23 protein-coding genes and 1 tRNA gene are annotated in these 15,920 nt (G+C 57.9%); 6 read left to right on the forward strand and 18 right to left on the reverse strand.

The annotated features are described in order from the left end of the window. Positions 1-373: 373 nt before the first annotated feature. On the forward strand, positions 374-646 hold the full coding sequence (locus FFS49_RS04330) for a hypothetical protein (RefSeq protein ID WP_105818603.1): 273 nt from the start codon (positions 374-376) through the stop codon (positions 644-646). A 67-nt stretch (positions 647-713) separates the two neighbouring features. Then, a complete protein-coding gene (locus FFS49_RS04335; RefSeq protein ID WP_105818604.1) occupies positions 714-893 on the forward strand; it encodes a beta-lactoglobulin I in 180 nt (59 codons plus the stop codon). Positions 894-900: 7 nt separating this feature from the next. On the opposite strand, the gene FFS49_RS04340 is transcribed toward FFS49_RS04335, so the two are convergent. From FFS49_RS04340 to FFS49_RS04370, 7 genes are all read right to left on the reverse strand, one after another. Beyond that, entirely contained in the window at positions 901-1,128 is a 228-nt protein-coding gene (locus FFS49_RS04340; RefSeq protein WP_105818605.1) for a hypothetical protein, read from the reverse strand. A 524-nt stretch (positions 1,129-1,652) separates the two neighbouring features. Next, a complete protein-coding gene (locus FFS49_RS04345) occupies positions 1,653-2,006 on the reverse strand; it encodes a hypothetical protein (protein WP_105818606.1) in 354 nt (117 codons plus the stop codon). Further along, positions 2,003-2,356 carry a MarR family transcriptional regulator gene (locus FFS49_RS04350; protein ID WP_105818607.1) on the reverse strand — a complete coding sequence of 118 codons (354 nt, stop codon included), beginning with the start codon at positions 2,354-2,356 and terminating at the stop codon, positions 2,003-2,005. The genes FFS49_RS04345 and FFS49_RS04350 overlap by 4 nt, the downstream gene beginning before the upstream one ends. 5 nt (positions 2,357-2,361) lie before the next feature. Further along, positions 2,362-2,685 (reverse strand): hypothetical protein, encoded by a 324-nt coding sequence (locus FFS49_RS04355; RefSeq protein ID WP_060010967.1) that lies wholly within the window; start codon positions 2,683-2,685, stop codon positions 2,362-2,364. Positions 2,686-2,709: 24 nt separating this feature from the next. Next, on the reverse strand, positions 2,710-4,497 hold the full coding sequence (locus FFS49_RS04360) for a toprim domain-containing protein (RefSeq protein WP_105818608.1): 1,788 nt from the start codon (positions 4,495-4,497) through the stop codon (positions 2,710-2,712). Continuing rightward, positions 4,494-5,345: a helix-turn-helix domain-containing protein gene (locus FFS49_RS04365; RefSeq protein WP_105818609.1), complete on the reverse strand. Its 852-nt coding sequence runs from the start codon at positions 5,343-5,345 to the stop codon at positions 4,494-4,496. The genes FFS49_RS04360 and FFS49_RS04365 overlap by 4 nt, the downstream gene beginning before the upstream one ends. Next, positions 5,342-5,671 (reverse strand): hypothetical protein, encoded by a 330-nt coding sequence (locus FFS49_RS04370; protein WP_105818610.1) that lies wholly within the window; start codon positions 5,669-5,671, stop codon positions 5,342-5,344. The genes FFS49_RS04365 and FFS49_RS04370 overlap by 4 nt, the downstream gene beginning before the upstream one ends. A gap of 623 nt (positions 5,672-6,294) precedes the next feature. Between FFS49_RS04370 and FFS49_RS04375 the strand changes: the two genes are divergently transcribed. Beyond that, positions 6,295-6,792 carry a DUF4145 domain-containing protein gene (locus FFS49_RS04375; RefSeq protein WP_171026720.1) on the forward strand — a complete coding sequence of 166 codons (498 nt, stop codon included), beginning with the start codon at positions 6,295-6,297 and terminating at the stop codon, positions 6,790-6,792. A gap of 12 nt (positions 6,793-6,804) precedes the next feature. On the opposite strand, the gene FFS49_RS42485 is transcribed toward FFS49_RS04375, so the two are convergent. From FFS49_RS42485 to FFS49_RS04405, 6 genes are all read right to left on the reverse strand, one after another. Then, positions 6,805-7,071 (reverse strand): transcriptional regulator, encoded by a 267-nt coding sequence (locus FFS49_RS42485; protein WP_224755684.1) that lies wholly within the window; start codon positions 7,069-7,071, stop codon positions 6,805-6,807. Positions 7,072-7,205: 134 nt separating this feature from the next. Further along, positions 7,206-8,177 carry a hypothetical protein gene (locus FFS49_RS04385; protein WP_105818612.1) on the reverse strand — a complete coding sequence of 324 codons (972 nt, stop codon included), beginning with the start codon at positions 8,175-8,177 and terminating at the stop codon, positions 7,206-7,208. 133 nt (positions 8,178-8,310) lie between these two features. After that, positions 8,311-8,589, reverse strand: a complete 279-nt coding sequence (locus FFS49_RS04390) for a hypothetical protein (protein WP_137909795.1) — start codon at positions 8,587-8,589, stop codon at positions 8,311-8,313. After that, complete coding sequence (locus tag FFS49_RS04395; protein ID WP_105818613.1) at positions 8,582-9,097, reverse strand: hypothetical protein; 516 nt, start codon at positions 9,095-9,097, stop codon at positions 8,582-8,584. The genes FFS49_RS04390 and FFS49_RS04395 overlap by 8 nt, the downstream gene beginning before the upstream one ends. Beyond that, a complete protein-coding gene (locus FFS49_RS04400) occupies positions 9,090-9,377 on the reverse strand; it encodes a hypothetical protein (RefSeq protein ID WP_105818614.1) in 288 nt (95 codons plus the stop codon). The genes FFS49_RS04395 and FFS49_RS04400 overlap by 8 nt, the downstream gene beginning before the upstream one ends. Next, positions 9,370-9,741, reverse strand: a complete 372-nt coding sequence (locus FFS49_RS04405) for a hypothetical protein (RefSeq protein ID WP_105818615.1) — start codon at positions 9,739-9,741, stop codon at positions 9,370-9,372. The genes FFS49_RS04400 and FFS49_RS04405 overlap by 8 nt, the downstream gene beginning before the upstream one ends. A gap of 382 nt (positions 9,742-10,123) precedes the next feature. On the opposite strand from FFS49_RS04405, the gene FFS49_RS04410 reads away from it, so the two are divergent. Together FFS49_RS04410 and FFS49_RS04415 are read left to right on the forward strand one after the other, a co-directional pair. Continuing rightward, positions 10,124-11,050, forward strand: a complete 927-nt coding sequence (locus tag FFS49_RS04410; protein ID WP_105818616.1) for an HNH endonuclease signature motif containing protein — start codon at positions 10,124-10,126, stop codon at positions 11,048-11,050. Next, complete coding sequence (locus tag FFS49_RS04415) at positions 11,037-11,261, forward strand: hypothetical protein (protein ID WP_081075333.1); 225 nt, start codon at positions 11,037-11,039, stop codon at positions 11,259-11,261. Before FFS49_RS04410 ends, FFS49_RS04415 begins: the two co-directional genes overlap by 14 nt. Before the next feature lie 68 nt (positions 11,262-11,329). On the opposite strand, the gene FFS49_RS04420 is transcribed toward FFS49_RS04415, so the two are convergent. Then, a complete protein-coding gene (locus FFS49_RS04420) occupies positions 11,330-12,040 on the reverse strand; it encodes a DUF4145 domain-containing protein (RefSeq protein WP_105818617.1) in 711 nt (236 codons plus the stop codon). A gap of 55 nt (positions 12,041-12,095) precedes the next feature. Next, a complete protein-coding gene (locus tag FFS49_RS04425; RefSeq protein ID WP_105818618.1) occupies positions 12,096-12,770 on the reverse strand; it encodes an SOS response-associated peptidase family protein in 675 nt (224 codons plus the stop codon). Positions 12,771-12,824: 54 nt separating this feature from the next. Here FFS49_RS04425 and FFS49_RS04430 point away from each other — a divergent pair, with 54 nt between their 5' ends. After that, positions 12,825-13,316 carry a hypothetical protein gene (locus tag FFS49_RS04430; protein ID WP_105818619.1) on the forward strand — a complete coding sequence of 164 codons (492 nt, stop codon included), beginning with the start codon at positions 12,825-12,827 and terminating at the stop codon, positions 13,314-13,316. 460 nt (positions 13,317-13,776) lie between these two features. On the opposite strand, the gene FFS49_RS04440 is transcribed toward FFS49_RS04430, so the two are convergent. From FFS49_RS04440 to FFS49_RS04450, 3 genes are all read right to left on the reverse strand, one after another. Further along, positions 13,777-13,992 (reverse strand): hypothetical protein, encoded by a 216-nt coding sequence (locus FFS49_RS04440; protein ID WP_060081894.1) that lies wholly within the window; start codon positions 13,990-13,992, stop codon positions 13,777-13,779. Positions 13,993-14,266: 274 nt separating this feature from the next. Further along, the gene (locus FFS49_RS04445; protein ID WP_105818621.1) at positions 14,267-15,448 is read right to left on the reverse strand and encodes an integrase arm-type DNA-binding domain-containing protein; all 1,182 of its coding nucleotides are present in this window, start codon (positions 15,446-15,448) and stop codon (positions 14,267-14,269) included. A gap of 172 nt (positions 15,449-15,620) precedes the next feature. Further along, positions 15,621-15,707: transfer RNA gene (locus FFS49_RS04450), tRNA-Leu, on the reverse strand. Positions 15,708-15,920: the final 213 nt, after the last annotated feature.

Raw genomic sequence — 15,920 nt, forward strand, 5'->3', positions numbered from 1 at the left:
CACCCATTATGTCAAATGTGGATGCGCCGCACCAAATGAACAAAATCAAAGACTTACGCAATTTCTCCACTCGGGCGATTCATCGATCATGACTAACGCACCGCAGCATGAAAGGTATTTAATGTGCCGGAAAGGTAATTGAATGGATCGAGACGAGGCTGGAAACGGGTATTTTTGAGGCACGCAGGCCCCCCTTCTCCTCCATCTCTCGTCCCTTTCCGTCCCTTCATGCTGTGTCGAGCTGAGCCTTTCCACGCGCGTACGTGCGCGCACGCGAGGGATTGTCTGCGGTCAATTCGTTGAAGTTCGAAACCTGATACCGTCTCGCGTGGCGATCACACGGTCGCCGACCACACACACGGAGCTACAAGAAATGGACGCGGAGTACGAGAAGCTGAAGGCTCAGGTCGAGGCGCTGCAATCGGCGATTCTGGTTCTTGGCAAGGAGAATCCGGGGATTCAGCAAAAACTGAGAACGCTCTTCCATCGCGAATACAACGAAGCCAAGCGGCAGGCTGATCGCGACGATACGATCGACACCAGCCAGGTTCGTTTGTATCCCCGCGAATCGCGGAACCGAGAAGCTGAGCAGGCCAAGGTCGAGGTGTACCTGCATCTGGCGCGAGTGCTAGGTGCTGAGATCTAATCCTCGGCCTCCTCGATCAAGTCTCGCGGGGTAACGCCGTTAAGATGGGTAGAGACAGGAGGTTCACATGCTCTACGCCATCTTGACCTCGAAAGAGGAAGCGCCGATCGGCTACTTCGACTCTGCGTTTGCGCCGACAGTGGAAGAACTGGCTGACTACTGCGCGGAGTTCGCTGGATTCGCGAATCGTGACGAGTGGATGGATGCGACCGGCGTCGAGGCAATCGCCTACGCGCCGGTGCATTAGGCTTCGGTCAGATCAGCTTTTCGGTTCTCGTCGCGCTGACTTCGATGTGCCATGCGGTATTGATCGTCACAGTTTCCACTGAGCCGAACTGCATTGCGGCCTTTTCACTTGCCGTTACCGTGACATCGATGCCCTCAGGTGCCTTCGCCAAGCTGTCGTTGAGGCTCGCCACAAGAAGTTTGACGTCCGATATCCAACTTGCCAACTTCGCTTGTTTGTCCGTGTCGATAGTCATATGGTCTCCGTTTTGCGATAACCCGCAATGTCGCAGGCTGGAGAACCTTACTACAAGCGTTTGACCGCCTGCAACGGGCGCAACCTCCCACCCGCTTTTTTTAGAAGCGTTGCTAGGTCGCGGCGGGTATATCCGGCTTGGTCGACCTGCTGCGCCTTGGTGCGTTCAGCCATTCCGGTCGGTCCTGGCGGTGCGACTCCGCCATTCAGCCACGTTTATCGAGCTGGCGCGACACCAGTTGTTCGGGCCTGGGCTAATGGGCCCCCGTCGGCGATTTCTTCTGAGTCGCGCTGCCTATTTGCGACGTCCCTCTGATCCCAAATCAGATGCGCCGGCACCAGGTCCGCCGCCTTCCGGCAAACCCAGCAAATCCATCGGCCCGACCGTGCGTCACGAACCATCTCCAGGCTCGTAAGCTGGCATTCGCGCTTGCACGACGGGCATATGACGGATTCGGGGCGCATCGGGAAAAAGAAGCCCGGGCGGGCCGGGCAAATCACCGTAGTGAAGGAGACGCGATCAAGTTAAAGCGGTTTCCCTCGCTGGACGATTCCGCACATGATCCGGTGCAGTTCGGCCGGCGTGACCTCGTCGCGATCCTCGGAAATCATGGGAAGCGGCTTTTTCGTCCGAGCGTAGAGCAGGATCACGCCGCGTCTGATACCGCGTGGCCCGCTCGATTTGGCGTAGGAGATCGAGTTGGCGATGTACGTATAGCCCTCGTCAGTCAGCGCCGTGAGGTACTTCGAGATCGTCCCCCGGGGCACGCCGATCTGCAAACCAAGACTCGCTTGGGTGAGCATCCCCTGCTGCTCGAGCAACTCGCAAATGCGGTGGCCCACGAGATCCGGATTGGACAGGTTTCGCAGCGAGATCATGCTTCAGCTCCGACCCAGGACAGCATCACTCGATCGAGTTCCGTCGGCGCCGGAATCCGGAACGGCATCGAAACGCGCGCGGCGTCGCGCCGCCGGCTCTCCGCGATACGCGCGGACTTCGGCGTAAGCGGCACGACGGGCGGCATCGGCTTCTGGGTACGCGTATAGCGCCTGGGGCTGCCCGCCGCGGAAACGAATCCCGCTGCGGCCAATGCATCGAGCTGGCGAGCCGTTGCCCGCGGATGAATCCCCCGCACCTCGGCGATCTCGTTGATCGTCATCGGACCGCGGCGCGCGAGCAGCTCGCAGATGCAACGCTGCGCCGAGCCTTCTCGCTCGATCTGCTTCACCCGTGTTACCTCGGCTTGTACGTCGAGTACGGATAAATTTCGTTTCCGCTGAGGAAGAGTTGCTTTCCATCCTCGGTTTCCACGCGGAAGAAGCCACGGCGCTCGGGTGCCGGCCCGACAATCCGTCCTCGAACCTCCTTCTTGCCGTCCGCAGTTCGAACCCGACAATTGAATCGATCAGCGGCGTGAGCGCCCACAAATGAGAGGACGCCTTCGATCATCTTGATCACGTCGTCACGCTTCGGGCCCGGCGCGAAAAGACCGGTCCTCGTACCGATATCCATCGCCGCAGCGATCATTGAGTTCGTCACTTCGATTTTCGCCATCATTTGTCTCCTTTCTCACGGTGTGGCCTAGCAGGTGTAATCCTCGGAAACGCAGCTAAACGGCAAATACACGTACGGCCGGCGGCTCTCGCTCGGACCGAACTGCATGCATTCACGGTTGAAGAACAGCGCGAGCGACCGGCGCTGCGTCTCGCCGTTGCGCGCCTTCAGCAGCGTCAGGAACGCGTCCGGTTCGTCGACGCTCTGGTCGTCCTCATCCTTCTGCGCGGACCAGACTGAGAACACGTTGTCCGCGGCGTCGGTGATCTTCCCGCTGCCGCCGACGTCCATCTTTCCCGGGCTGCGCTTTTCGTCTTGGCCCTTCCGAGGATGGGCAACAAGGTGCACATGGACGTTGTACTGGCGCGCGAAGTTGGCGAGCAGGCGCATCGCCTCTTTCTGTGCCGTCATGGCGCCGTGGCCGTCTTCCGGCACGTCGGTCATCATCAGGCTGTCGATCACGAAGTGGCGGATCCCGTAGCGCTTGAAGCCGTACGTGAACACCGTCACCAAGCGCTCGATAGCCGCGACCCCGACCAGATCGAAGACCCACATCCGATCGCGCAGCCACGCTCCCATGTGGTCGAGGTATTCGGGCGCCGGCCGATCGAGGCCGCCCAGCTGCTTTGCGATCCGCTTGCCCTGCATCTCCGGCCGCATCTCGCCCGAGAAGACGCATGCGCGCTCGCCCTGGCACATGAGGCCGATGAGCACTTGGCCAAGCAACAGCGACTTGCCGTGCCCGTTGATGCCCGTCCATACCGTCACCTCGCCCGGGCGAAACTCGAACCACAATTCGTTGCGGCCGCAGAACGACAGGTACGGAAAGCCCGTCTCCTCATGCGCCGGGTAGAACATCGATTTGACGTTCGACCAGAAGCGCTCGATCGACTTGAGCTCGTCCGGATCGAAGCCCGATGCCTGATCGCAGCAGCGGTGGAAATCTTCCGGCGTCGCACCAGTGAGCAGGTATTCGTTCGCGTCCTTCGATTCGCCGAAGAACACGACCCGGCAACGCTCGATTCCGAGGCGGTTCGCAACCTCATGTGCGCCCTTTCGGCCGGCCTCGTCGTTGTCGTAGCAGAGCAGGATCTCGCTGAACCGCTCGAGGCGTTCCCAGTCGCTGTCGATCCACTGGTGGTTGCCGGCGCCGGCGTTCACGGACAGCGCCGGAATTCCGACCTGGTGCAGCGTCATGGCGTCGATCTCACCCTCGGCGATCGCGACGACGCGCTGGGTCGGGTCGATCAGGTTCCAGCCGAACAGGCACGGCTCGGCCCCGGCCTCTTGCCGCATATCCTTCTTGTCCGCGATGTTCCGGTACTTGGCGTTGATCAATTCACCGCCGCGGAGGTACGGGAAGACGATGTGCGTCTTCGGCCCGTTGGTCTGCTCGGCGATCTGGAACGCCTTCACGGTTTCAGCCGTGATGCCGCGGCCATCGAACCATTCGTCGAGCAAGCTCGTCGGTCGCGTCGCCCTCGGCCGCGCCGGTCGTTGATACGTCGGCGCCTGCCGCTTCGGCATGTCGTCGCGGACGCCGAGGAACTGCTTCGCCTCGCGCATCGCGTCCGCTACCGACAGCGACCGGCATGCGCACCAGAGGTCGAGCAGGTCACCAGCCTCGCCGCTGGCGAAATCCTTCCATACGCCCCGCTTAGCGCCGCTGAGGCACACCGACAGGCTCTGCCCCTTCTCGCCCGCCGTGCTGCCGGATTTCCATTCCTTGCCCGACTTGCGCCCGTTCGGCAGCAGATGCTCGGCCACGGCCGGCGCGTTCTGCGCCATTAGTTCGGCCAGTTCTCGCGCGTTCATGCCGGCGCTCCTTGCCGTACACCGTTGGCCCAGAGATGGGCAGATCGTTCGCTGCAGCCGGCATTGGTTGCCTGCCACTGGTACGTGAACCCTGCGGCCTTCCACCACGGAACCGCGCCACCATCGAAGAGATCACCCTTCGCGCCAGGCTTCGCGTATTCCTCGAAGTGCCGATCCCGTCCGAAGAACGTCGATGCCTGCTTCACGTACGGCGTCCCGATGTTGCCTGCAGCCTTCATCGCGGAAGCGTAAGCCACCACTGCCGCGACCAGCACATCCGGATCGATGCCTTCACGGATCCGAGCGTTCCATGCCCGCTGAGCTGCCTGCTTCGAATTCGAGCCTTCACGTTTCGGATATTGCCGCCACGCCTCGTCGAATTTTTCATCGATCGCACGTGAACGGTTCTTTGACGGTTTATTGATGGTTAAGGACGGATTGGGTGTCACCGTGACACCCCGTTCGCTCGTCAATGACACCCCGTTGGCGTCACCGTGACACCCCGTTACCGTCACCGTGACACCCCGTCCGTCACCGGGTGTCACCACGACACCCCGTTTTTTCATCACCATGTCGTAGCAAACCGGGCGCCGATCACCGCGATCAATGTATGCCGCGACGATCGCCTGGTTGCCTTTCTGGATCAGTCCTAGCTCCTCCAGCACATCCAGTTTCCGACGGATCGTGCTCTCGGAAAGGCCCGTGTCAGATTCGAGTCTCGAGGTCGAGGGAAATGCCGCCTTTCCGTCTGCGTCGGCGTAGTTGGCCAAACAGAGCAACACGTGACGCGCGGTGGCGTCTCGAATGTCCTGTTGCTCGATGGCCCATGTCATGGCTTGAACGCTCATCGCATGGACTCCTGGATCGCCAGTTCCATAACGAGCCGTTGGTCGGCGCTGCGCCCGCGAATCTCGCTGTACATCGAGTGCTTACACACGCGCTGCCACAGCGGTGTCGCGCTGGATGCCTCTATCAGGAAGCCAAGGGCCTTAATCCGCAATTCACACTCGTAGTCGTGTCTCGCCTGTCCCATGAGATCGGGTGCTTCATCTTCGGCACGATCAATTGACCAGATCATCAGATTCGGCACGCTGAATCGTCGCAGGCGCCGCGGCGCCGAAAACGCCTGACACGGCGGAGTCGTAACGATCACATCATCTTCAATGGCTTTCACGCTTACCATCCTTGCCAGTAATCCAATAAGGATTACTAAGCGGCTATAAAAAAGCCCCGCCTTTGGGGAAAGCTGCCGGCGGCCAAGCCGGTTCGGTTTGCCGGAGGGTTCGGCTTACCTCAACTCTCCCCGAAAACGGGGCTTCCCTCTTTGTCCATCGATTGGCAGTCGACGGACATACGGTATTTCAGTTTCCCTGCCCAAACTCAACGCCAGGCGCCGAGCAGCGAAATATCACGCCATTTGGTCTGAAACTGACTCCGCCTTCCTATCTGCGACTTGCTTCGAAAAACTCTCGATAAGTCAGAACTTTCCCTATCAACGCCGCAACGAATTCCTGACGGTTAGGTGCGATTTGGTATGCTTTCTCGATCAAACGCGCAGCCTCGGCCGGAGGAAGTGCGAGATACATTTCAAGTTCTCTGTCAATTCGAACTAGTTTGGAGCGGGGATCCATGGCAACCTTTGCGATCAAGTGCCCACATTGCTTCCGGGACAACACTTCCTTCACGGTGGTAACTACGTGTCCTCACCCGCGTCCTGACAAAAATGGATTTCGTCCAGTAGAGACATTTGCTGTCTGTAACGCTTGCCACAGAGGCGTTTGTTCGACGATTCGGATTATGGAACCCCATATCAATCCGAACCTGAAGGACGTGCCCGGCACTCTTCAGCACAACGACTACATGCGTATTGAGGGATGGCTTCCCCCACCCCCAGCGCCCGACATTCCCGATCATTTGCCAGATCCGGTCTACAGAGCGTTCTCCGAGGCGGAGAGCCTGAAGATTGCCGGTTTTCGCGGTCCTGCTGGCAACGCGTATCGCAGGGCACTTGAGGCAGCGATCAAATCGGTTGCCCCTACCTTGACCAAGTCGCTGTACAGCAGGATTGAGGAGCTGACGAAGCAGTCCTTGCTCACTCCGAGCATGCGAGATTTCGCACACCGGATTCGTACGCTCGGGAACGAGGCCAGCCACGAGACGCCGTTGGTCGAAGATGATGAAATCGATGACCTCGCGATCTTCACGAAACTGTTCCTGATGTACCAGTTCACGCTGCCGGGAATGCTCCCGCAACCTGAGGCCCCGTTGGCCGCTAACGACGCCGCGGCTGGTTGACTTCGTGCCCACTTACGCCGCCTCCCGCCCTTCCTGAGGCGCCGCAGCATAGCCGAGGGGATCGGACAGCCAGCGGTGCACTTCGGCGTTGCTGTAGCAGGAGTGCGTGCGGCTCATCCGGATTGGCTGGGGAGCCTTGCCGGCGATCCCCAGCTTCCTCCACGACTCGCGGCACATCGGAATAAAGGGCGCGATCTGAGCCCATTTTGAGAGGCCGACCCGCGGGAGGATCGGCTCGGTCGGCTTGCCGGAATCGGCTGGCGCGGCTGTCTTCTTCACTTTCGCTCACCGTTGGTAGAGTTCGTGAGAGAAAGGTATTCGATGGTCAGGGGGTTATGGCAACCTTGCCCACCCCATAGGAACCATCATTGCACCCTAGGGGTAGGGTTAGGGCATAGACTGACGCGAGCGTCCTACCGCTTGATCGGACATGCAACTTTTTCAACAGCCTTTGCTTCGACATCGGAGATACCCGGCTTCTTCTGCTTGATCCAGTCGATGATCTCTGCCTGCTTCGGCTGCGTATCTGGGTCTGCGGCATCAAATCTGTTCAGGTCCCAAAATCTCTCCTGAACCGCATGAGCCAAGCTGAGGAGTTCACCGCGATACTTCTCTTCTACAGGACGCGATGCGTGCTCCACTGAATCAATGCCGAGCGCGGTCCGCAGAGCATTGCGGCGCATGTTTCGCTCGGCATCCAGCAGTTCACCCGAACCAGAAAAGAAAGCTGTATGCACTGCGAGGTCGCTGTCTTTGAAGTACAGCCCTTCGGCCCAATTCGGAACGTGTGTCGTTGGACCCGACTCGAAGTACTCGCCCTTCTTATAGATATAGTTAAAAACCGGATCGCTGAAGTTGAGGCGCTCAAACCCAGATTCATCAGACACCCGGTACAGTGGCAGGCCTTCAAAGACGAATTGACATGAGGTATCGATTGCTGAAGCCAAAGGATCAGCATATTCGTTAAAGAAGTTGTGCTGAATGGATATCAAATCAAAGCTCTTGACAACATCTTCGCTCCTCAAAAAAGGCGAGAAGTTAAAATAATCTTCCACCATCGTTAAAAACGGCGTGTAACCATCCCCTCGCGAGACAGGATCGACGCCATCAACTTTATTCAAAAGTATTTTTGCCAGACCTTCTATGTAAGTCAGATATCTCCCCGTTCCCCCAAGCAGCGAATCGGGGCTTCTGCGAAACGGGTTTTCTGCCTCCCTCTCGATTCCCAACGCGCCTTCGCACATCATTTTTATAAATTCTTTTGGCCGCTCGTCTATAAACGAGCAAAGCTGCTGCATCCATTGTCGACTCACTTCATCAAGATGTTTCTGAAGCTCGTCGTCATCTTGGTCGGCGTTTGGTACCTCGTCCCCGGTCCTATTCATTTGTACCCTCATGCATCACTTGGAAAGAGCCGCGTCGACGACGCTAGGGATCTCTGCTTTCGCCCGTCAAGCTAGGCGCGCTTGAAACGATTATGCCGCACGACGTGCGTGCGGCATGTTGCGACGCGGAACGTCAAGCCGTCAGCCAGTAGTCCGGATCCTCCAGTTCTGGAATCGGGTCCCAACTGGCGACTATCGGTACATCACCGTCGCAAACGGATCGATGGACAAGCAACGCGACTGCATCCTCGAACCCTTCGCGTTGAGCGCCGCTCAGCTTCCCAACTGCGTCTCGAATTCGCTCGGCTGCGGTCCGCCAGTCGTCGGGCATATCGGCCCCCAACTCTCGGCACACCGCCGCAAACGCCATCGCACCGCTCTGGTACGCCGGTGATAGTTGACGCTTATCCATGATTTTTCTCCCCGTCTGCCTGGGACGTCCTGCCGCGCCGCTTCTTAGGCCTTTCCAGTTCTGCTAGCGCAGTCACCTTGTCACGGAATGCCTGGAACCCCTTGTCCTCCAGTGCCACGAAATACCGATTCCTGAGCTGTCTTCCCTCAGGCGTTTGCGCGAACAGCGCCTCGCGAAGTTCTCGTGCCTTCACGCGAATATAGGATTCGCGATGGTCCCGACCGACCGCATGCATGAGCAGGCGCCAGTTGTCGCAGTCTTCGAACTCTCTCCGCGGGCCTTTGGCGCCCTTGGGACGCTCTCGCTGCAAGCCGAAGCTAATGCCGTTCTCGGTCCAGAATATCGATCGATATCCTCGTCGCCATTCGGTTCCTGCCGGGATGACACCTTCAGCTTCCAGATGCGCACGGGTGCCGATATAGCAAGCATATCCAAGAGTTCTGTCCATGACGATGGACAGCTCGCCGGCGGAAGGAACGACAGCGTCAAGATTGATCTTCTCAGCCATGACGCACCTCCCGGTCAGCGACCTCGATGGCACCAACGGCAGAATCAAGCAACCCTTTGGCAATCCCCACCGCCGTGAGAACGGCATACAACGCGCTCGAATTCTCAGTGCTGTTGGCCGCGGTCTCGCTGAGGACGTCGAGCGCAACCGTCAGGTGACACGACGATGCTTCCAAGGCATCAACGAGCGGTAGACCGGCAGTGATTGACAGGAGACTGGTCATCACGCTGACGTTGGGAAGCGTCTCGGGCAGCGTCTTCAGCGTACGAACGTCAGTCATGGCGCACCTCCGCGGACTCGCTCGCGTGCTTGGCGAGTTGCAGGCCTTCCAGCATCCGATCCGCAACTTCGGTCAGGTACTGGCCGATGAGCTCGGCCGCGTTCAGCAGGCCCAAGTGAGCTGCTTGTCCGAGAGGTTCAGCGTTCGACATTTCCGGCTCGCAGCTGCTGTTATGAACCAGCCGGGCGATTGTACTGATCGCGTTAGATGCGCGATACACGTCGGCGATCAGATTCGCCGGAACCTTGGCGAATTCGCTGTCGTCGCCAGTGACCCAATGGTCATTCATCAGCGCGCTGCAAAAAGCGGGGTCGGTGTAGTCGGGACGTGCGGGGGGAACTGACGTGGACTTAACGGTAGACATGATGGCTCCTTCGTTTGAGGAACCTGCCCTGTCCGTCGCCAAACGGAGTGGTGGGCAGGCAGACAGCGGGGTTGGCGAACCGGAACGAAGGAACCGGCAGACCCGAAGGTCTCCCCACTGCTGCCCGCCCATAAGCGGAGGACGCAATGATACAACGGACGAAAAAATACCGCCTAGGGCGGCGGTCTCATCCGCCTTCGTTACAGGTCGCCAAACCCGGCGCTTGTTGTCTCAAGCGCGTTTCCAATGTAGTTCCATTCCTCCGGATCGTCAAGTGAGATTTGATCAGATCGCCATGCAATCACCCGAATCATGTTCGTGCACTTCCGTATTTTTGGAGTGTCACCATACGGAGTCCTACTGACTGTTTAGGAGGACCTGCGTGAGCTACACGAAAGCAATCCTGCAGTTGATCCAAGATCAACCTGGCATATGCGAGGAGGATATTGTTGCAGTACTTCAGTTAGATGGTCGAGATGTCTCGGGCAGTATTTGGCCGTACATCAAACGAGGTCACGTCATCGTTAACAAGGAGCCGGTATCCGACGGCAGACGCAAGATAAAAAAGACATTCGCCCCAAGCCCCAACCTCTCGACTGCGATGCAAAATGCAGCTCAAGGTTACGAGAGATGGGGGACAGGTGACGTTGAGCTTTTGACGAATCTATACCCACACAACGCCAATGCGGCCATAGCACGACATCTTGGACGTACTGTTCAACAGATTGAAGGCAAAGCCCGCAAGCTCGGGCTTCGAAAGGCGATCGGATACATTCCACCTGAGGGACATCGCTTCGGTCCGCGGGTGCTATGGTCGGATGAGGAACTCACAATCCTCAAGCACCAGTATCCGGACTCGACAATTGCGACCTTGTCCGCTGTCCTCGCAAAGACCTCGTCTCAGATCCTAGTCATGGCCAGAAAGCTTGGCCTGAAGAAGTCTGCGGCATTCTGGAAATCGGTCGGCGAGCGCATCGCTCCACTCGGTACCGAAAATTGGATTACGGCACATCCCGTCGGAACTGAGAAAATTTGGAGCGGCTACGTCTATATCAAAGTTGACGATACAGAAGGATGGGTGTCGAAGCATCGACTCGCATGGCGCGCCCACCATGAGGACTACAACCCAAAAACGCATTCCATATGGTTCATCGATCGGAATCCATTGAATTGCGACATCTCGAACCTTGAGCTGCTTACGAAGCTAGAGCATGCCAATCGTTCCTCGGGAATTCGCTATCCGGAAGAACTCCGATCCGTCATCAACATATACAACAAGCTTAGGAAGGTGATCAATGAACAACATTGAAGCCCTGCGCGAATATCTGTTCAATACCCTGCAAGCGTTGACCGACAAGGAAAAACCGATGGAGATCGAACGGGCAAAGGCCGTCGCCGAGGTAGCTCAGGTGATCATCAACTCCGCTAAGGTTGAAGTCGAACACCTCAAGGTTGCGGGCGGCAAAGGAACAGGGTTCATCAACGCACCTGGCTCGACGACTCATCGACTTGGCGGATGACAGCGCGAACATGGGCGGCATGGCGGCCGCCCTCATTTCACGGATTGACGCGTGCCTGCTTCAATCGCTCACTTTCTGCGCGCCGGCTTTGGCGGAATTTTTTCTTTGATACCAAGAGCCTGCTTGCCAACAATGAATGCTCGTTGAAGAAACACTTCCATCGCTTGAACGAGTTGAAAAACCTCCTGCTCGTCGGGCCGCCATCCGCGGTGGGCAGCGGCATTTCCGGCATCAGTAACGATCCCTAGAATTTCATGCTCTGTCTCACCGATCCATCCACCGTCCCGCAGGCGCTTTAATTTCTCCACAAACGTCGCCGCTTGGTCGATACCGAGGACTTCCATCGCCCTGTCAAGCGCAGTTCTAAGACCAATCGCAGTGAGAATATACGTCCCGTTATCGCACGCAAGATACATCTCATCAAGAATCGTGTAGAGAGTCATATCCGTATTCACTATCGCACTCAACCAAGATGGCTTGATACGGCTGGTCGGTTTGGGATATGTGGTTCGATGCATGACGTACTCGGACTGTGTGTCCCCGTTATGGTCGTACCAATACTCAACGTCCTCGCTGTTGCACGAAATTGACTCGTAAAAAATCGTTTCGCATCCCTTACATTCTAGGAACAGATGCTCTATCAAACCGTCGACCGAATTTCCAGATCGATCGGACCATTCCCACTGCTTTTTGACGCGCCCATGAACTTCACAATTTCGCTCGTCGCCGCAATGCGGACATTGCCCCTTGACGGTCTCTTTTTCTTCTTGTTCTGCCATTTGAACCTCTGACCTTATGACGTTCAGAATACATGTACCGCTCTCATTGTACTGTTCACGATCTTGGGGCGGCCACCATCTCGTCCGCCGGATAGAGTTGCAGCATCGCCCGCGCCGCCTCGACGTTCGACGTCGTCAGCCATTCCTCCCAGTCGTCCGGCCGTAGGATCACGACGGCCCGCTTCTCGTCGTCTGGCTTGTGCATTCGCGAGAAGACGGGGTGCCCGTCACCGTTCACCGTGATCATCGACATAGTGTGATGCTCGGCGCCGTCCTGGCCCGTAAGCGTGCGCCAGATGCCTGCGACGCACATCGTTCGCCAGTCAGTCAGGCCGATCCTGTGCCATACGTTCTTCCCCGTCTCATAGCACGGTTCGTAGATCCAGTCGGCCGGTATCAGGCAGCGTCGCCCAGCGCGCCATGCCGGTCCGTAAAGAGGCGACTTGCCGAGGTTGTCGTCACGCACGTTCATCGTGCTGCGCATGATCGGCGGTTTCCGGCCCTGCTCCTTCGCCTTCTCGATGTTGGCCTTCTGCAGTGCGCGTGGCCAGAAGCCGAAGCCTGCCGCCAATGGTCTGAGCTTTCCGTCGACGTTTGCGACGATCGGCGCCAGATAGTCCTGATAGATCTCGGGCTTCCACGGGAAGTCTCGGTACAGCTCGCTGAACGGCTCGATCCTCAGCTCTCGGATCTCATAGTCCTCATGCGGCGCTCGGTAGTTTGTACACATCGCCCGTCCCCATTTTTATGATCTTGACTCGTGTAGCTTATCCCGAAATATACTGTGTTTTTATACAGTGGTGACATCGTGATCAGGCCGCAGTGGGCTTACATTTGGGAGTACGGGTTCCAGGGCGACAAGAATCGCCTGAGGACACCGATCGAGCTCACGAAGCGTGAATTTGAGTTTTGGATCGACAAGGACCCGAGGTCGGCGTTTCTCGGCACCTGCGCGCCGATTGAAGCAACCAGGCTCGATCGCAACCGTGTACCGCTCACGGATCCGCGGTTCAAGCTACGGCCGGCAGTGCCTGAATTTGACGCTCCGACGGAAGCCGAACTTCGCGCGCTGTGGCGCGAGTACACCGACCTTCAGGTGCGCTGGCTCATCCTCGAGATTCGCGCCCTTCGAAAGTCGCTCGAGCGCATCGAGGAGTGGTACACGTACACGGACAAGAACGTCGCGAACAAGGGTGACCTCGCCGGGGCGCAGGGGCAGTTGCATCGGCTGATGCACCTGCTACGCGAGGAAATGAGGCGTGCGGGGATGCGGTGAGTCACAGCCGCAATGTTCCCGGGAATGGAACGTTGAACGACCCCGGGAATGAAAAACCCCGCTCGGGGCGGGGCTAGATAGGTAAGTCTATTGTGCCTGGATTAACACCGAAATTCGGATTACGCATCACAGTGACCGTGCTGTGCAAGTGCTCTCGCACGCCGCCGTTCGAAAGCTGTTTCTCAATAGCACAAGGAATATTGATATGACTCTTCGTGCATCGGATATTATAAGCGTCGCCATCTCCGAGAGCCCACAGAGTCTGGATATGCTTTGCGATCACTCTGTCAAAGATATCCTCAAGCTCCGCGAGCGTAATCGGAGGTCGATTCCTCGGATGATTTATACGATCGCATGAGAAATGAACTGTTAAACGAAAGGCGATCTGATACGTTGCCACCTTCGCGTTAATCCTTGCCTCTAATGCCCTCAATTCTTGTATTGTTATCGGCATAATGGCTCACTTGAGAGCTTTCTCAACGAGTGACTTCAGCCTGCGATTCAGGTCTTCGTTGGACTCCGCTGTAACATCACCGATGAACTCACTTTTGCTCGCGGTTCCGAATCGAACACTGAACTGACGGTTATCGAACGAATCTACAAATACAAATTTTCCGGTGGCCTCGTCGCGGAACGATGCAAAGTTTTCGCTCAGCGACATGCGAAAATTGAACATCGAGTCTCTCCTTCAGATGTGCCGTCCGGCATATGTATCATGAACGGCATCGAGTAAACAATACTTTAGGCTCCGTGTGCGCGTTTTGCTACGCCCAAAACCCTAAGCAGGGGACGGATCGAACGTCAGCTACAGCAGCCACACTTCCTATAGCAATAACTGGGCCACTGCCCTACCAAGCACACACTTGGCCAGCAGTGTCGGCCAATACTGCGTTTGGCCGCGGTGAACACACTTGATTCCGGTCAAGAATGTATCAGAAGCGTAACAACAGTCATCCAGGTCGACACGCAGGCGCCAAGTAGTCACCCCACCACTGCATCATCTTCCGACGCTCGGGCAGGTACTCGGCGTGGTTGTACGCCGCCCGGACGCCGTCGCGGTCGCTGTGCGCAAGCTGCCGCTCAATCCAATCCCGGTTGAAATTGTGCTCGTTCAGGATAGTTGAGGCGAGGCCACGGAATCCATGCCCGGTCATCCGCGAGTGGTACCCCATCCGGTACAGAGCGTAGAGGATCGTATTCTCGCTCATCGGCTTCTTGGAACTCGACCGGCTCGGAAACAGGTACTGGCCGTGGCCGTTCAATTCGCGCAGCTTCGCCACCACGTCGAGCGCCTGCTTCGATAGCGGCACGATGTGCGGCGAGCGCATCTTCATCTTCTCGGGCGGGATCCGCCACTCGTTCTTCTTCTCGTCGAACTCGGTCCATTCAGCGAACCGCAGTTCGCTCGTACGAACGAACGTCAACGCCATGAACTGAAGCGCCAGACGCGTCTGGTAGTCGCCTTCGTACACGTTGATCTTCTGCATAAGCTCCGGCAGCTCAGCCTCGCTCACGCGCTTCATGTGCACGACGGTACGGGTCTTCAGCGCGCCGCGGAGATCAGGCGCCGGGTCACGCTCGGCGCGCCCCGTGGCAATGGCGTACCGAAAGATCTGACTGGTGGCCTGGATCGCCTTGTGCGCAAGTTCGATCGCGTCGCGAGCCTCGATCTTTCGAATCGCAGCCAGCAGTTCGGGCGCGGTGATCTCAGCGATCGGCCGCGCGCCGAGCACGGGAAACAGTTCTCGCTCGAGCAGCTTCATGATCCGGTCCGCATGACGTTCGCTCCATGCGTCCTTACGCTGCCCGTGCCATTCCCGCGCGATAGGTTCGAACGAATTCACGCGGTCAACGCTGCGCTGCGCCTTCACGCGCTTCTTTTCGTGCGAAGGATCAAGGCCGCCGCGTAACTGGTCTTTAATCTCGTCACGAGCCTTCCGAGCGGCAAGCAAGGTCACCGCCGGATAGACCCCGAGGGCCATCCGTTTTTCCTTGCCGTCGATGCGATATTTCAGCCGCCAATACTTCGAGCCGGACGGCATCACCTCGAGGTACATGCCCTGGCCGTCAGCCAGCTTGTAGGACTTCTCGCGGGGCTTGGCCGCACGGACAGCGACATCGGTAAGGGGCATTTGAGCAAGGGGGCATTTCGATGCCCCAGATCAGGAAAACTGCCCCCTACGATGCCCCCGGGTTCCGTGGGTGTCAATGGGAAACGTTGGGCAACGCTGGTAACAAAAAGCCCCGTAAGTGCTTGACTGACGGGGCTTTTTGGCCAAACATGGGATTGCTTGGGAGTATATGTGGTGCGTGAGGCCGGACTCGAACCGGCACACCCTTGCGGGCGTCAGGACCTAAACCTGGTGCGTCTACCAATTTCGCCACTCACGCGCATTTCTGTCGCCTGACCACGCGGCACGAAAGATGCGTGGCCACGCGCCCGGGACATCGCGCCGGCTTGTAACCGGCACGCCCGATCAGGCGAGCGCGAGATTCTACCCGATCCGTGCGGGCTTGTCTCGCCCCGCCGGCACCCATCGTGCAGCGGTGCTAGAATGCCGCGCTCGACGTTTCGGCACCGCGCCGCCGCGCGTCCCCCGAACC

This window comes from Burkholderia sp. 4NA327C6 (genome assembly GCF_005502655.1).
In the GTDB taxonomy this organism is placed as follows: domain Bacteria; phylum Pseudomonadota; class Gammaproteobacteria; order Burkholderiales; family Burkholderiaceae; genus Burkholderia; species Burkholderia contaminans.

Bases quoted from the DNA above. Each gene is read 5' to 3' on its own strand.
- FFS49_RS04400 (WP_105818614.1), bottom strand. From the start codon at position 9,377: ATGACTGACGTTCGTACGCTGAAGACGCTGCCCGAGACGCTTCCCAAC.
- FFS49_RS04415 (WP_081075333.1), top strand. From the start codon at position 11,037: ATGAACAACATTGAAGCCCTGCGCGAATATCTGTTCAATACCCTGCAA.
- FFS49_RS04395 (WP_105818613.1), bottom strand. From the start codon at position 9,097: ATGGCTGAGAAGATCAATCTTGACGCTGTCGTTCCTTCCGCCGGCGAG.
- FFS49_RS04385 (WP_105818612.1), bottom strand. From the start codon at position 8,177: ATGAATAGGACCGGGGACGAGGTACCAAACGCCGACCAAGATGACGAC.
- FFS49_RS04375 (WP_171026720.1), top strand. From the start codon at position 6,295: ATGGAACCCCATATCAATCCGAACCTGAAGGACGTGCCCGGCACTCTT.
- FFS49_RS04330 (WP_105818603.1), top strand. From the start codon at position 374: ATGGACGCGGAGTACGAGAAGCTGAAGGCTCAGGTCGAGGCGCTGCAA.
- FFS49_RS04345 (WP_105818606.1), bottom strand. From the start codon at position 2,006: ATGATCTCGCTGCGAAACCTGTCCAATCCGGATCTCGTGGGCCACCGC.
- FFS49_RS04355 (WP_060010967.1), bottom strand. From the start codon at position 2,685: ATGATGGCGAAAATCGAAGTGACGAACTCAATGATCGCTGCGGCGATG.
- FFS49_RS04335 (WP_105818604.1), top strand. From the start codon at position 714: ATGCTCTACGCCATCTTGACCTCGAAAGAGGAAGCGCCGATCGGCTAC.
- FFS49_RS04440 (WP_060081894.1), bottom strand. From the start codon at position 13,992: ATGTTCAATTTTCGCATGTCGCTGAGCGAAAACTTTGCATCGTTCCGC.
- FFS49_RS04405 (WP_105818615.1), bottom strand. From the start codon at position 9,741: ATGTCTACCGTTAAGTCCACGTCAGTTCCCCCCGCACGTCCCGACTAC.
- FFS49_RS04340 (WP_105818605.1), bottom strand. From the start codon at position 1,128: ATGACTATCGACACGGACAAACAAGCGAAGTTGGCAAGTTGGATATCG.
- FFS49_RS04360 (WP_105818608.1), bottom strand. From the start codon at position 4,497: ATGAACGCGCGAGAACTGGCCGAACTAATGGCGCAGAACGCGCCGGCC.
- FFS49_RS04445 (WP_105818621.1), bottom strand. From the start codon at position 15,448: ATGCCCCTTACCGATGTCGCTGTCCGTGCGGCCAAGCCCCGCGAGAAG.
- FFS49_RS04390 (WP_137909795.1), bottom strand. From the start codon at position 8,589: ATGGATAAGCGTCAACTATCACCGGCGTACCAGAGCGGTGCGATGGCG.
- FFS49_RS04365 (WP_105818609.1), bottom strand. From the start codon at position 5,345: ATGAGCGTTCAAGCCATGACATGGGCCATCGAGCAACAGGACATTCGA.
- FFS49_RS04425 (WP_105818618.1), bottom strand. From the start codon at position 12,770: ATGTGTACAAACTACCGAGCGCCGCATGAGGACTATGAGATCCGAGAG.
- FFS49_RS04420 (WP_105818617.1), bottom strand. From the start codon at position 12,040: ATGGCAGAACAAGAAGAAAAAGAGACCGTCAAGGGGCAATGTCCGCAT.